At 66.6% G+C, this 14,579-nt stretch carries 11 protein-coding genes; 8 read left to right on the top strand and 3 right to left on the bottom strand.

Features of this window, described 5'->3' with window-relative positions; all coding sequences use genetic code 11:
- Window positions 1–14: 14 nt before the first annotated feature.
- Window positions 15–392 carry a transcriptional regulator gene (locus H7J86_RS30580; RefSeq protein ID WP_090357946.1) on the bottom strand — a complete coding sequence of 126 codons (378 nt, stop codon included), beginning with the start codon at window positions 390–392 and terminating at the stop codon, window positions 15–17.
- Between the two features lie 134 nt (window positions 393–526).
- On the opposite strand from H7J86_RS30580, the gene H7J86_RS30575 reads away from it, so the two are divergent.
- Together H7J86_RS30575 and ileS are read left to right on the top strand one after the other, a co-directional pair.
- Window positions 527–1,210, top strand: a complete 684-nt coding sequence (locus tag H7J86_RS30575; RefSeq protein WP_235683261.1) for a hypothetical protein — start codon at window positions 527–529, stop codon at window positions 1,208–1,210.
- Window positions 1,211–1,429: 219 nt separating this feature from the next.
- Entirely contained in the window at window positions 1,430–4,585 is a 3,156-nt protein-coding gene (gene ileS, locus H7J86_RS30570; protein ID WP_267295556.1) for an isoleucine--tRNA ligase, read from the top strand.
- 16 nt (window positions 4,586–4,601) lie between these two features.
- Here the strand turns inward: ileS and H7J86_RS30565 are convergent, their stop codons facing one another.
- On the bottom strand, window positions 4,602–4,814 hold the full coding sequence (locus H7J86_RS30565; protein WP_090357942.1) for an RNA-binding S4 domain-containing protein: 213 nt from the start codon (window positions 4,812–4,814) through the stop codon (window positions 4,602–4,604).
- A 75-nt stretch (window positions 4,815–4,889) separates the two neighbouring features.
- Between H7J86_RS30565 and H7J86_RS30560 the strand changes: the two genes are divergently transcribed.
- The 6 genes from H7J86_RS30560 (at window position 4,890) to H7J86_RS30535 (ending at window position 13,903) form a co-directional block, all read left to right on the top strand.
- On the top strand, window positions 4,890–6,212 hold the full coding sequence (locus H7J86_RS30560; protein WP_267295786.1) for a DNA polymerase IV: 1,323 nt from the start codon (window positions 4,890–4,892) through the stop codon (window positions 6,210–6,212).
- Window positions 6,213–6,304: 92 nt separating this feature from the next.
- Window positions 6,305–6,934 (top strand): signal peptidase II, encoded by a 630-nt coding sequence (gene lspA / locus H7J86_RS30555; RefSeq protein ID WP_235683687.1) that lies wholly within the window; start codon window positions 6,305–6,307, stop codon window positions 6,932–6,934.
- Window positions 6,931–7,857: an RluA family pseudouridine synthase gene (locus tag H7J86_RS30550; protein ID WP_090357938.1), complete on the top strand. Its 927-nt coding sequence runs from the start codon at window positions 6,931–6,933 to the stop codon at window positions 7,855–7,857. Before lspA ends, H7J86_RS30550 begins: the two co-directional genes overlap by 4 nt.
- Before the next feature lie 127 nt (window positions 7,858–7,984).
- Window positions 7,985–8,866, top strand: a complete 882-nt coding sequence (rarD, locus tag H7J86_RS30545) for an EamA family transporter RarD (RefSeq protein ID WP_267295784.1) — start codon at window positions 7,985–7,987, stop codon at window positions 8,864–8,866.
- Window positions 8,867–8,950: 84 nt separating this feature from the next.
- Window positions 8,951–12,121: an MMPL/RND family transporter gene (locus H7J86_RS30540; RefSeq protein ID WP_267295554.1), complete on the top strand. Its 3,171-nt coding sequence runs from the start codon at window positions 8,951–8,953 to the stop codon at window positions 12,119–12,121.
- 441 nt (window positions 12,122–12,562) lie between these two features.
- The gene (locus tag H7J86_RS30535; protein WP_267295552.1) at window positions 12,563–13,903 is read left to right on the top strand and encodes a glycosyltransferase family protein; all 1,341 of its coding nucleotides are present in this window, start codon (window positions 12,563–12,565) and stop codon (window positions 13,901–13,903) included.
- A 12-nt stretch (window positions 13,904–13,915) separates the two neighbouring features.
- Here H7J86_RS30535 and H7J86_RS30530 read toward each other — a convergent pair whose 3' ends face one another.
- Window positions 13,916–14,575 carry a class I SAM-dependent methyltransferase gene (locus tag H7J86_RS30530; RefSeq protein ID WP_267295550.1) on the bottom strand — a complete coding sequence of 220 codons (660 nt, stop codon included), beginning with the start codon at window positions 14,573–14,575 and terminating at the stop codon, window positions 13,916–13,918.
- Window positions 14,576–14,579: the final 4 nt, after the last annotated feature.

The raw sequence follows: 14,579 nt of genomic DNA, 5'->3' as shown, positions 1-14,579 counted from the left end.
GCAAATACTACTGGTTAGAGCGGGGGCGCGTCGCCACGCGGCGTGAGTTGGGACAGTCGTGGCGGGCGGGTCTGCTGCCGGGTGCCGACCTCCTCACGGACCGCTTCCTTCACCGCGGTGACGGTGAACGGCGTCGACTCGATGTAATTCCACACCTCTTGGCGGCTCATGAGGCCGAAACGCACCTGAAGGTCGGGATAACTCAAGGTGAAGCGATCGGCGACGCGGCGAAGTTCCTCGGCGTCGGGGTAGCTGGCCTCTTTGATCCGCCGGTAGTACGTGCTGCTGGAGATACCGAGGGCGTCGTAGATGTCCTTGGCCTCGACATCACCGTCGAGCAGGTAATCGAGCAGCGCTTTGAGTTGTCGACCGTTCTCATCGGTACGTGGCACCCACCCACAATAACGGCATCCCGCTATTGGGCGCCAGCAACCAAAAAACGGGCATTAATTCCTTAATTGACACTGGCGTCACAGTTTCGGGAGTTGTGTCCCAATTTTGGGACACAGGCCGTAATGTGGTGCCCATGGTTGCTCCGCTATTCCGGAACAGAGTCGAAACCGGCGAATTTTCTCCCTCCGGCGTCGGGCGTGCACCCGATGACGTTGCCGCCGATCTGGGTGCCACCGTCATGATCACCGACTATGACGTCGACGACGCGCCGAAGCCCGATGATCTGCAGCGGATGCAGGCGCCGTTGTCGGAGGTGCTCAGCGAAGAGCTCGAAGGTGCCAGCCGGCACCTGCGCGTGCCGGCCGAGCAGATCCTGCTGGCCGCGCTGGCTCGCACCGTCCACCGCACGATCGGCAGCGGCGTGGTTGCCGTCGACCTCGTGCGTCAGTCGACGGTCGAGACCACCGTGCACGCCGTCGGGCTGAGCTGCGCGTCGCCTTCCGAGGTCGACGCGACCGAGATGCTGACCGAGGTCCGAGCCGCGATCGCGGGCGCGACCGCCCGCCACGGCGCACACCCCGAGGCCGAGGTGGCGTTCAGTTACGCCGATCCGGCACCGGCGTGTGAGGTCATCCCCGGCCTCGGCCACGCGCTGAAGCTGCGGGCGTACCGCAGCGGCGACGTGCTCAACCTGGACTGGTGGTATGACACCCGCCGGTTCGAGGAGTACACCATCGTCGAGCTCACCGAGCAGTTCCCGCTGGCGCTCATCGAGATCGCCTCGGAGGCCGTGCCGACGGCGGTCGACGCCGCCTGACGTAAACTTCTCCCATCGGCATCGATCCGGCCATCACCGGGGAGCCTTCGGAAGAAAAGCCGGTAGCGGCTCGGTAGAACCGAACGGGTGGGCCCGTCATCGCCCGCAACTGAGCGGCACATGTGTGTGGTGTGCAAGCGGGGTGGTACCGCGGCGCTCGCGCACCGGCGCGACGTTCGTCCCCGTGCCTGACATGCCTGGCACAGGAGACGACACCATATGTCCGCCAACGTGGACACCTACCCGAAGCTCACGGGCGGATCGCCGAACTTCCCGGCACTGGAAACCGATGTGCTGGCGTACTGGGCTGCCGACGGCACCTTCCGCGCCAGCCTGGACGGGCGCGCCGACGCGCCCGAGTACGTCTTCTATGACGGCCCGCCGTTCGCCAACGGCCTGCCGCACTACGGCCACCTGCTCACCGGCTACGTCAAGGACATCGTCCCGCGCTACCGGACCATGCGCGGGTACAAGGTGGAACGCCGCTTCGGCTGGGACACCCACGGTCTGCCCGCCGAGCTCGAGGTGCAGCGCCAACTCGGCATCGCCGACAAGGCCCAGATCGAGGCCATGGGTATCGGTGCCTTCAACGACGCCTGCCGCGCCTCGGTACTCAAGTACACCGACGAGTGGCGGGCCTACGTCACCCGCCAGGCCCGCTGGGTCGACTTCGACAACGACTACAAGACCCTCGATCCCGGCTTCATGGAATCGGTGATCTGGGCGTTCAAACAGCTGTGGGACAAGGGCCTGGCCTATGAGGGCAACCGGGTGTTGCCGTACTGCTGGAACGACGAGACCCCGCTGTCCAACCACGAGCTGCGGATGGACGATGACGTCTACCAGAGCAGGCAGGACCCGGCGCTGACGGTCGGGTTCCGGATCGACGACGGCGCCGGGCCCGATCTGGCCGGCTGCTACCTGCTGATCTGGACCACGACACCGTGGACACTGCCGTCCAACCAGGCCGTCGCCGTCAACCCCGAGGTCACCTACGTCGTCGTCGAGGGACCCGACGGACACCGGTACGTGCTGGCCGAGGCGCGGCTGGGCGCCTACGCGCGCGAACTCGGCGAGGAGCCGGTGGTGGTGGCGACCTACACCGGTGAACAGCTGCTGGGCCTGCGTTACGCGCCGCCGTTCCCGTACTTCGCCGATGCGGTCAACTCGTTCCAGGTGCTCGGGGCGGACTTCGTCAGCACCGAGGACGGCACCGGACTGGTGCACATGGCGCCCGCCTACGGCGAGGACGACAAGGCCACCGCCGACACCGCCGATATCGTCGCCGTCACCCCGGTGGATTCCAAAGGCCGATTCGACACGACGGTGCCCGACTACGCGGGGCTGCACGTCTTCGAGGCCAACGCGCAGATCATCCGCGACCTCAAGAACGGCACCGGCGCGGCAGCGGTCAACGGCGCGGTGCTGCTGCGCCAGGAGACCTATGACCACTCCTACCCGCACTGCTGGCGCTGCCGCAATCCACTGATCTACCGGGCGGTGTCGTCCTGGTTCATCAAGGTGACCGAGTTCCGCGACCGCATGGTCGAGCTCAACCAACAGATCACCTGGTATCCCGAACACGTCAAGGACGGCCAGTTCGGCAAGTGGCTCTCGAACGCCAGGGACTGGTCGGTCTCGCGGAACCGGTACTGGGGCAGCCCGATTCCGGTGTGGAAGTCCGACGATCCGGCGTATCCGCGTATCGATGTGTACGGCAGCCTGGACGAGCTGGAGCGCGACTTCGGCGTGCGCCCGGACAATCTGCACCGGCCCTTCATCGATGAGCTGACCCGGCCCAACCCCGACGATCCGACCGGCCGCTCGACGATGCGCCGCATCGAGGATGTCTTCGACGTGTGGTTCGACTCCGGATCGATGCCGTATGCCCAGGTGCACTACCCGTTCGAGAACAAGGACTGGTTCGAAGGCGGAGCCGGGGGAGGCCAGGACGCGCATTTCCCCGGCGATTTCATCGTCGAGTACATCGGCCAGACCCGCGGCTGGTTCTACACGATGCACGTGCTGGCCACCGCGCTGTTCGACAAGCCGGCGTTCAAAACCTGTGTGGCACACGGCATCGTGCTGGGCAATGACGGCCAGAAGATGAGCAAGTCGCTGCGCAACTACCCGGACGTGTCCGAGGTGTTCGACCGCGACGGCTCCGACGCCATGCGCTGGTTCCTGATGGCCTCGCCGATCCTGCGCGGCGGCAACCTGATCGTCACCGAACAGGGCATCCGCGAAGGGGTGCGTCAGGTGCAGCTGCCGTTCTGGAACGCCTACTCGTTCCTGACGCTGTACGCACCGCACCGCGGCACCTGGCGCACGGATTCCACCCACGTGCTGGACCGCTACATCCTGGCCAAGCTGGCCGCCCTGCGCGATGACCTCACCGCGTCGTTGGATGGCTGCGATATCTCGGGTGCCTGCGAACAGCTGCGCCAGTTCACCGAGGCGCTGACGAACTGGTATGTGCGGCGGTCACGTCAGAGGTTCTGGGCGGAAGATCCCGCCGCGATCGACACCCTGCACACCGTCCTCGAAGTGACGGCGCGGCTGGCGGCGCCGCTGCTGCCGCTGGTGTCCGAGGTCATCTGGCGGGGCCTGACGGGGGAGCGGTCGGTGCACCTGACCGACTGGCCCGAAGAAGGGCTGCTACCCGCCGACCCGGAACTGGTGGCCGCCATGGATCAGGTCCGCGAGGTGTGTTCGACGGGATCCTCGCTGCGCAAGGCCAAGAAGTTGCGGGTGCGGTTGCCGCTGCTGAAACTGACTGTGGCAGTGGAGAATCCGTCTGTTCTGGAGCCCTTCACCGATCTGATCGCCGATGAGCTGAACGTGAAGGCGGTCGAGCTCACCGACGATATCGACGCCTACGGCCGGTTCGAACTCGCGGTCAACGCGCGGGTGGCCGGACCGCGGATCGGCAAGGACGTGCAGGCCGCCATCAAGGCCGTCAAGGCCGGGCAGGGTGTGGTCAACGCCGACGGCACGCTCAGCGCCGGCCCCACCACGCTGCTGGAAGGCGAGTACACCGCCAAACTGGTTGCCGCCGAACCAGAATGGACCGCGGCGCTGCCCGACGGTGCGGGACTGGTGGTGCTCGACGGCACCGTCACGCCCGAGCTGGAGGCCGAGGGCTGGGCCAAGGACCGGATCCGGGAGCTGCAGGAGCTGCGCAAGTCCACCGGCCTGGAGGTATCCGATCGGATCGTGGTGGTGATGGCCGTGCCCGAGCAGTTCGCCGACTGGGCGGCCACCCATCGCGATCTGATCGCCGGGGAGATCCTGGCCACCAGCTTCGAGTTCGGTGCGCCGGTCGACGGTACCGAGATCGGCGACGGCGTCACGGTCGCCCTCACCAAGGCCTGATCAGCACCGCAGGGGTTCAGGGCTGGGCCACGCGGGCGCTGTGCCCGGCGAAACTCACCACATCGCCGGGCCGCAGTTGCCTGCCGCGGCGGGTGTCGACCTCGTCGTTGACGGTGACGAGCCCGTCGGCGATGACCGATTTGGCGTCCGCGCCGGTGTCGATCAGCCCGGCGAGTTTGAGGAACTGCCCCAGGCGAATCGTCTCATCGCGGATGGGCACGTCGTTCATGGGTTGTCAGCGTAACGACGTCGGAGGCTGCACCTAGCATCGACAACTGTGGAGCGCTGGGTCCTGCATCTGGACATGGACGCGTTCTTCGCGTCCGTCGAGCAGCTGACCCGGCCCACCCTGCGTGGGCGCCCGGTACTGGTGGGCGGGCTGGGTGGGCGCGGTGTGGTGGCCGGCGCGAGTTATGAGGCCCGGGTGTTCGGCGCGCGCTCGGCGATGCCGATGCACCAGGCGCGCCGGCTGGTCGGCGCCCCGGCGGTGGTGCTGCCGCCGCGTGGAGCGGTGTACGGGGTGGCCAGCGGCCGGGTTTTCGACACCGTGCGGTCGGTGGTGCCGGTGCTGGAACAGCTGTCCTTCGACGAGGCGTTCGGCGAACCGGCAGAACTGGTCGGCGCGGCGGCGAGCGAGGTCGAACGGTTCTGCGAAGCACTGCGCGCCAAGGTGCTGGACCAGACCGGGCTGGTCGCCTCGGTCGGGGCGGGCTCGGGTAAGCAGGTCGCCAAGATCGCCTCCGGTCTGGCCAAACCGGACGGTATCCGGGTCGTCGACCGCAGTGCCGAGCGGCTGCTGCTGGACGGCCTGCCGGTGCGCCGGCTGTGGGGTATCGGCCCGGTCGCCGAGGAGCGGCTCAACCGGCTCGGCATCGAGACCATCGGTGCGTTCGCCGCGCTCAGCGACGGGGAGGTCGCCGACATCCTGGGCGGTACGGTCGGCCCGGCGCTGCACCGGCTGGCCCGCGGGATCGACGATCGCCCCGTCGCCGAACGGGCCGAGGCCAAACAGATCAGCGCCGAGTCGACGTTCGCCGAGGACCTGCGGACGCTGGAGCAGTTACGCGACGCGACGGTGCCGATCGGTGAACACGCGCATCGGCGGCTGACCAAGGACGGCAGGGGTGCGCGCACCGTCACCGTGAAGCTCAAGAAGTCGGATATGAGCACCTTGACCCGCTCGGCGACGCTGCCGTACGCGACCACCGACGCGGCCACCCTGATCTCGACCGCCCGCCGGCTGCTGCTCGATCCGGTGGAGGTCGGTCCCATTCGGCTGGTCGGGGTGGGCTTTTCGGGGCTGTCCCTGGTGCAGCAGGAATCGTTGTTCCCGGACCTCGACCAGGTTCGCGACGAGATCGCCGAACACCCGGCAACCCCGGCCACCGTCGCCGCGGCGCCGACCCCCTGGCGGATCGGCGACGATGTGTCGCACCGCCGGTACGGGCACGGCTGGTTGCAGGGGGCGGGCCACGGTGTGATGACGGTCCGGTTCGAGACGCGGGCCGGCGGCCCCGGCGTCGCCCGCACCTTCGCCGAGGACGACGACGAGATCACCCGGGCCGACCCGATCGACAGCCTGGACTGGCAGCCCTACCTGACGAGCCTGCAACAGAGCACCGAATAGGCGGCCGGGCCGCATTGGACGGGCGCGTTCCCCGCCTCCGCGGCGCCGTTTGGGATGATGGACACGTGACTGACGAAAAAGCGGCTGCACCGGTGGCCCCAGACGGCGGGGCCGGCGCCGACGACACCGCCGGACCGCGCCCACGGCGGCGTCTGCGTCTGCTGTTCGTGGTCGCCGGCGTGGTGCTGGCGCTGGACATCGTCAGCAAGGTGCTCGCCGTGCACCTGCTGACGCCGGGACAGCCGGTGTCCATCATCGGGGACACCGTGACGTGGACCCTGGTGCGCAACTCCGGTGCGGCCTTCTCCATGGCCACCGGCTACACCTGGGTGCTGACCCTCGTCGCGACGGGTGTGGTGATCGGCATCGTCTGGATGGGCCGCCGGCTGGTCTCGCCGTGGTGGGCCCTGGGCCTGGGGATGATTCTCGGCGGGGCGCTGGGCAATCTGATGGACCGGTTCTTCCGTTCGCCCGGTCCGCTGCGCGGACACGTCGTGGATTTCCTGTCCATCGGTTGGTGGCCGGTGTTCAATGTCGCCGATCCCGCGGTGGTGGGTGGGGCGATCCTGCTCGTGGTGCTGTCGCTGTTCGGCTTCGACTTCGATACCGACGGCCGGCGCCAGCCGGACGGCGCATCCGATCCCGACGGCCGGCGTCAGCCGGAGGAACCGGCGAAGGAGTCGGCGCCCGTGGCGGGCGACGACGCGGACTCGCCGGAGTGACGACCCGATCGATGCCGGTGCCCGAGGGCTTGGCGGGAATGCGGGTCGACGCCGGACTGGCGCGGCTGCTCGGGCTGTCCCGCACGGCGGCCGCCGCGATCGCCGAAGAGGGCGGTGTCGAACTCGACGGGGTCGCCGCGGGGAAGTCGGACAAACTGACCGCCGGTGCCTGGCTGGAGGTGCACATACCGGATGCGCCCGCGCCGATCGAGAACACGCCCGTCGACATCGAGGGCATGACCATTCTGTACTCCGACGCCGACATCGTCGCCGTCGACAAGCCCGCGGGGGTGGCCGCGCACGCGTCGGTCGGCTGGACCGGGCCGACGGTGCTCGGTGGCCTGGCGGCGGCGGGTTACCGGATCACCACCTCGGGTGTGCACGAACGCCAGGGCATCGTGCACCGGCTGGACGCCGGTACCTCCGGCGTCATGGTGGTGGCCATCTCGGAGCGGGCGTACACCCTGCTCAAACGTGCATTCAAGGAACGCACCGTGGACAAGCGCTACCACGCCCTGGTCCAGGGACATCCCGATCCGTCCAGCGGAACCATCGACGCGCCGATCGGCAGGCACCGCGGCCACGACTGGAAGTTCGCGGTCACCGAACAGGGACGGCACAGCGTCACCCATTACGACACGGTGGAGGCTCATGTCGCGGCGAGCCTGCTGGATGTGCACCTGGAGACCGGCCGCACGCACCAGATCAGGGTGCACTTCTCGGCGCTTCATCATCCGTGCTGCGGCGACCTGACCTATGGGGCGGACCCGAAGCTGGCCAAGAAACTGGGGCTGGAGCGTCAGTGGTTGCACGCGCGGTCGCTGGCCTTCGCCCACCCCGCCGACGGCAGGTGGATAGAGATCACCAGCCCTTATCCGGCTGATCTGCAGCACGCGCTGGACGTGTTGCGTCACGAGCACTGAGGTGGCCGGGAGATCCGGAGGGCAGGAGCGAAGCGACCCGGGGAATCGATCCGGAGGGCAGGAGCGAAGCGACCCGGGGAATCGACCCGGAGGGCAGGAGCGAAGCGACCAGGGGAATCGACCCGGACTGCTCCTCGGCGCGGGGGCCTACGGAATGTGGGGACTGTTCCCCGCCTTCTTCCCGCTGCTCAAGCCCGCGGGCGCGGTCGAGATCCTCGCGCATCGCATCGTGTGGAGCCTCATCCTGCTGGCCGTGGTGATCGTGCTGGTCGGGCGGCTCGGCGAGTTGCGCACGATGTCCCGACGCACCTGGTTGTTACTGACCTGCGCGTCGGCGCTGATCGCGGCGAACTGGGCCATCTACGTGTATGCGGTGAACAACGGTCACGTCGTCGACGCGGCCCTGGGTTACTTCATCAACCCGTTGGTGACGGTGGCGCTCGGAGTGCTGATCTTCCGGGAGCGGCTCAACCGCGCGCAGCTGGTGGCGCTGGCGATCACGGTGGTCGCGGTCGTGGTGCTGACCATGGAGATCGGATCCCTGCCCTATATCGGGCTGGGTCTGGCGCTGTCCTTCGCGTTGTACGGTGCGGTGAAGAAGACGGTCGACGTCGACCCCAGGATCAGCGTCGGTGTGGAGGCGGGGCTGGCCGCCCCGTTTGCTGTGGGTTATCTGCTGATGCTTCAGTCGGCCGGTACGGGCACCTTCCTCGGGCACGGAGCGACGCACGTCGCGCTGTTGATGTGCTCCGGTGCCCTCACCGCAATCCCATTGCTGTTGTTCGCTGCTGCCGCCCAACGCCTGCCGATGGTGACGATGGGACTGCTGTTCTACCTGACGCCCCTCATGCAAATGTCGTGGGGTGTGCTGGTCGGACACGAGGCGATGCCGCCGGCACGCTGGCTCGGATTTGCACTCATCTGGGTCGCGCTGGCGGTGTTCAGCGTCGATGCTGTACTCCGTACGCGGTCAGCGCGTCGGTCGCTTGCTTCGGAGGGCAATGTATAAACAACCTGAGAAGATTGCTAGACGGCACTCGGATTCGTACCGGCGTCGTCGACTCAGCTGCTCAAACCTGTAGCCTGGTCCGCAATGTTCAAACGTCCCAAGGTGAGCGCGCACGCCTTTTTGGCGGCTAGTGGCCGGCTGATCGTCCGTCACCCGCTGCTCGTGATCGCCACGTGGGTGGTCATCGCCGGCGCGTTGTTCGCTGCGCTGCCCCCTCTGGCGACCGTTGCCGCTCAGCATCCGCCGGATTTCTGGCCCAAGGATGCCCCCGTCCTGGTCGCCGGCAAACAGATGAAGGACGCGTTCAACGAAGCCGGCGCAAGCAACATGGTGGCCGTCGTCCTCGTCAACGAGAACGGGTTGTCCGCCCAGGACGAGGCCACCTACCGCCAGCTGGTCGAACGACTGCGGGCGAAGACCGACATCGTGATCGGCACCCAGGATTTCGTCCACATCCCCGAGCTGAAGCCGGCGATGACCAGTAAGGACGGCAAGGCGTGGAACCTGCCGGTCAGCCTGAACGGCACCATGGGTACCGGCAAGGGGCAGCAGGCGTACCGGGACGCCATGAAGATCGTCAACGAGACCACGGCGGGCACCACGCTGACCCCGAGTGTCGTCGGCGCCGCCGCGACCATGCAGGACGTCACCGGGATCGCGATACGCGACCAGCACATCATCGAGCTGTCCACCGTCATCACGGTGCTGCTCATCCTGATCATCGTCTACCGCAACATCGTCGCGATGGTCATCCCGCTGCTGACCATCGGCATCTCGCTGGCCACCGCGCAGCAGGTGGTCGCCGGGCTGGGTTTGATCGGCCTCGGCCTGGGCCCGCAGACCATCATGCTCATCACCGGCATGATGATCGGCGCCGGTATCGACTATGCCGTCTTCCTGTTCAGTCGCTATCAGGAGTATCTGCGCGGGGGAATGGAGTCGGACAAGGCGGTGGTCGCCGCGCTGGTGTCCATCGGGGAGGTGATCGCCGGCTCGGCGGGCACGGTCGCGCTCACCTTCATGTCGCTGATGTTCACCCAGCTGGCCGTCTTCTCGACGATCGGGCCGGCGCTCGCGGTGACCATCTTCGTCGGGTTCCTGGCGTCGGTGACGTTGCTGCCGGCGTTCATCGTGCTGGCGGGCCGGCGTGGCTGGGTCAACCCGCGCAAGGACATCACCGGCCGGTTCTGGCGGCTGTCCGGCGTGAACATCGTGCGACGGCCCTGGCTCAACCTGATCTGCAGCCTCACCGTGCTGTTCGCGTTGGCCAGCTGTGCGCTGCTGGTCAACTTCAACTTCGACGACCGCAAGAATCTGCCGGTGAAGTCGGCGAGCAACGACGCCTACGAGACGATGAACGCGCACTTCCCGGTCAGCAACTCGATGCAGCAGTTCATCGTGATCCACTCCGATACCCAGGATCTGCGGTCACCCCGCGCGCTGGCCGATATGGAACAGATGGCCGCGCGGGTGGCTCAGCTGCCGAATATCGCGGCCGTCCGCGGGATCACCCGGCCCAACGGCGAGATGCTGACCGAGGCGCGGGCCACCCATCAGGCCGGTGAGGTCGGCGAGAAGATGGAAGAGGCCACCAATCTCATCTCGCAGAACGACAGCAATCTGACCGCCCTGACCGATGGCTCGCGTCAGCTCGCCGACGCACTCGCCAAGCTCAGGGACCAGGTGCTGCAGTCGGCCGGCCCGCTGACCACGCTGTTGAACGCGCTGGTCGAGATCGACAAGAACTACGGTGGCACCGGGACGATCAAGCGGGCCAGCGCCAGCGCGCAGGTGGTGGACGGGCTGCACAACCTCGGCAAGACGCTCGGCGTCGGCATGGAGGGCGTCATCACCAACGTGGTCTGGCTGCAGCCGACCTTGCAGGTGCTCAACTCGGTGCCGTGGTGCTCGATCGACCCGGCCTGCCGCGCCGTGCGCACCGACCTGACCAGCCTGCTCAACGCGTACCAAGACGGCACCATGGACCAGATCAGGCTGGCCGCCAGGCAGCTGGAGACCACCGACGAAGCCTCCCTGCACGACCAGTTGGCCGGTATCGATTCCAGTCTGAACACGGCGCTGACCGCGGCCGACGAGTTGAAGGCCAGCGATCCGGCGGCGCTGAAGGTCCAGCTGGAGACGCTGGTCAAGGGCGCGAACCTGCTCGCCGAGTCCAGCGACAAGCTGGCCCAGGGCGTGAAGGTGCTGGTCGATCAGACCCGGCAGATGGGCGGCGGTCTGGGGCAGGCGTCGGACTTCCTGCTGGCGATGAAGCGCGACGCGGCGGACCCGTCGATGTCGGGCTTCTACATCCCGCCGCAGATCCTCACCCGGCCGGAGTTCGAGAAGGCCGCGAAGCTGTTCATCTCACCGGACGGACACACGGCGCGCTACCTGGTGCAGACCGCGCTCGACCCGTTCGGCACGCAGGCCATGGATCAGATCGAGGACATCATCGGGGCGGCCGAAAGTGCCCGCCCCAACACGACTTTGGCCGATGCGAAAGTCACGATGGTCGGGTTCACCCGGGGCCAGAACGATATCCGCAATTACTACAACTCCGATATCCGCTACATCGTCCTGGTGACGTTGATCGTGGTGTTCTTCATTCTGGTGGTACTGCTGCGGGCCATCCTGGCGCCGCTCTACCTGGTGGTCACCGTGGTGTTGTCGTATATGTCGGCCCTGGGCATCACCGTCATCGTCTTCCAATTCATCTTGAAACAGCCGATTTTCTGGAACACCCCCGGCGTGACGTTCCTGGTGCTGGTGGCGGTGGGTGCCGACTACAACCTGTTGTTGATCTCCCGTATCCGGGAGGAGGCGCACCGAGGAATCCGGGCGGCCGTCATCCGTACGGTCGGTGCCACCGGCGGTGTCATCACCTCGGCGGGCCTGATCTTCGCGGCATCGATGCTGGCGCTGACCGTCAGCAGTATCGCGGCCATCGTGCAGACCGGTTTCATCATCGGTATCGGCCTGCTGCTCGACACCTTCCTGGTCCGCACCATCACCGTGCCCGCGATCGCGGTCCTCTTGGGCGACAAGAACTGGTGGCCGTCGGCGCCGCCCACCAAGAGGGTTTCGCTGAAGCGGAGGGCAGCCGCACCGGTGCCCGCCTACGCGGGCGCGGGCGGTCCGGGCGGTCGCGATGGGGATTGGCTCGACGACTTCGACGGGGACGATGCCGACACCGACTTCGGTCAGGCCACCGCCAATGCCTCGATGGTGACCAGGGCCTGGCGTATCCAGTAATTCACAGGTTCGGCAATTTCGCTTGCAGAGGTGCTGAGTGCGTGAGATTGTGGTGCCGTTGGTCGCCGACGAGCTGTCATATCTCGTAGCGGAGCGCTGTGATTGCCGTCTGCATGAGGGGACGGGGACGGTGACATTCTCGCTTCTGTGGATCGGCGCCGCCGTGCTCTGGGGACGGAATTACATTTCCGGTTTCTCCAGATCTCCACGCACCGTGGTGTTTTCGTCACTTTAGGGGTCGGGATCGGTGCGATCCTGGCCGTCCGCGGCCTTCACTCGAGTTTCCTGTCCCACGATGACGGCATCACCATGCTCGGCGTCACGTGCAATCAGGGTCGCTATGCCGGTGGCACTCCCACCCAGCAATGGGGGCCGGCCGGGGTGTGGCAGGACTACTGGCGACTCCGATCTCCGGGTTGCTTTGACCAGATCCGTTCGGACATGGCCAATTTCGACATCCATCCGCCGCTCTACTTCTGGGCGTTGCACCTTTGGTTCATCGCGTTCGGTGTCTCGCTTCCCAGCGCGCTGACATTGAACCTGGTGTTCATCGGGGTGACGGCCGTCCTCATCATCGCCACCTGCCGCGTGCTGTCGGTGCCGGCGCCGGTGATCTACGCCGTGGTGCTGACTTGGGCGCTGACCATGGCGACCCGTGCGGCGGACGTGGCCGTCCGTCAGTACGCGCTGCTCGGGTTGTTCGCCGCGCTGCTGTTGTTTGTGACGGTACTGTGGTTGCAGCACAATCGATTTGGCTACCTGGCCGCGATGGCGCCGGTGGTGGCGGCGGGCATCCTGACGCAGTTCTTGTTCGTGGTGCCCGCCGGGATGGTGTTCCTGGCGATCGGCACCACGCTGGTCACCGGTCGCAGGTACGGCGAACTGGCAGCGCTGGTCGCGTCCTACGCGGCGGCCGGGGCCGCGTTCATGGCCGCCGCCCCGGACTTCATCGAGTCGGTGCACCGAGGTGGTGCGCAGGCCCAGCCGTTCAGCTGGGGCGCCCTGCCGCTGCGCGCGGCCGCATCGGTCGCCGCCCTCGTCGAGACGTTCCTGCCGCTGGATCCCACCTATCACGCCGATGCGATGTCGGTGGCCGGATGGTTGATGACGGCCGCGGTGGTGATCCCGATCCTGGTCATGGTCGCGCGGTGGTGGTGGCGAAACCGGCACGATCACCACACCATCGCACTCACCAGCGAGTCGGTTCCGCTCCTCGTGTTCCTCGGTTCCTGGCTCACGATGGTCGCCTTGTTCCTGACCTTCATCGACCCGCAGCACACCATGCGTCCCCTCTATCTGTACTTCCTCACCCCGTTCCTGGCCGTCGGCCTGGCCGTCGCTGCGCAGCGGTCCGACGCCGTCATCCGCACGATCTCCGCGTTGTTCGTCTTTCAGCTCGTCGGAGTGACGATCGCCACCGCAGTGTTCGTGTATCTGCAGAACCGTGGTGAGCGTCTCGTCCCGGGCGCCAATGCCGCGATCGTCCTCGACTCGGACCGGCGCGGGGTCGTTCCGGCCACCCTTTGGCCGGTGGCGTCGACGGCGCAGATCTACGCGGCGAGCCAGGACCAGCTGCTCGCCCGCTTCCCGGACCTGTCCGGTGCCGCGACACGAGAGCTCTACTACGTCAGCAAAGTGATGCTCGGCGATACGTACGGCAATACCCTCGGCAAGCGCAAGACCCTCCTGAAGGAGTTCGCCGATCGTGGCTACGTCGTCCACTTCCTGGGGACCAGCGTCGCCATGGGCGACACCGAGGTGTATCGGCTCACCCGGGGCTGACCAGTCGCTCGCCTACACCGATCGGGTGAACACGAAGAAGTCGCAGAAGCTCGTGTTGTCCGGATCGTCCTCGGAGTACGGATAGGGATTCTGCACCCGTTCGACGAAGTCGAAATCGGGCTGATGTTCCTTGACCCATTGGGTGAAGTTGCGGTGCCGAACATGGGGCGACGACCAGGTCCGGTCTTCGTCGCTCGCGTACACCACGACGAATCGTGTTGCTGCACTGAAGAGCCGAGACATGTAGGTGTCGAAGACGGTGTCTTCGACCAAGTGGTAGATGACGTCCAGGGACAACGACAGTTCGGCCCGGTCCCGGTCGGTGACTTCGCTGGTGTGCAGGAAGCGGATCGACGGGTTGTCGGCGAACCTGCGTCTGGTGCCCGCCAGTGCCGTCTCGGACACATCGACACCGACGTATTCGCGATACGTCGCCAGGGCCAGTTGTGAGCCGTCTCCGGAGCCGAACTCGATCACCGACGAAATGTGGTTGACGGCTACGAAATCGTTCAGGAATGTCGCCTTGAAACGGGCGAGCCGGTCGTATGACCCGGCGCCTGAATTTCCGCCGTGGCGATAACGCATCTCCCAGTAGTCCTGTGAGGTGCGGAAGTGCCGTGCTCCCCATAGATTCCATTTCAGTTGATCGATTCGCTGAGCGATTCCGGGCATGCCG

This window comes from Mycobacterium hackensackense (assembly GCF_025822555.1).
GTDB classification, from domain to species: domain Bacteria; phylum Actinomycetota; class Actinomycetes; order Mycobacteriales; family Mycobacteriaceae; genus Mycobacterium; species Mycobacterium fluoranthenivorans.
The sequence above is the reverse complement of the archived record's forward strand: the minus strand, read 5'-3'. Positions and strand labels throughout refer to the sequence as shown.

Excerpts from the sequence above, each read along its gene's own strand:
- H7J86_RS30575 (WP_235683261.1), top strand. The coding sequence starts at position 527 with ATGGTTGCTCCGCTATTCCGGAACAGAGTCGAAACCGGCGAATTTTCT.
- ileS (WP_267295556.1), top strand. The coding sequence starts at position 1,430 with ATGTCCGCCAACGTGGACACCTACCCGAAGCTCACGGGCGGATCGCCG.
- H7J86_RS30565 (WP_090357942.1), bottom strand. The coding sequence starts at position 4,814 with ATGAACGACGTGCCCATCCGCGATGAGACGATTCGCCTGGGGCAGTTC.
- H7J86_RS30560 (WP_267295786.1), top strand. The coding sequence starts at position 4,890 with ATGGACGCGTTCTTCGCGTCCGTCGAGCAGCTGACCCGGCCCACCCTG.
- H7J86_RS30540 (WP_267295554.1), top strand. The coding sequence starts at position 8,951 with ATGTTCAAACGTCCCAAGGTGAGCGCGCACGCCTTTTTGGCGGCTAGT.
- H7J86_RS30535 (WP_267295552.1), top strand. The coding sequence starts at position 12,563 with ATGGCCAATTTCGACATCCATCCGCCGCTCTACTTCTGGGCGTTGCAC.
- H7J86_RS30530 (WP_267295550.1), bottom strand. The coding sequence starts at position 14,575 with ATGCCCGGAATCGCTCAGCGAATCGATCAACTGAAATGGAATCTATGG.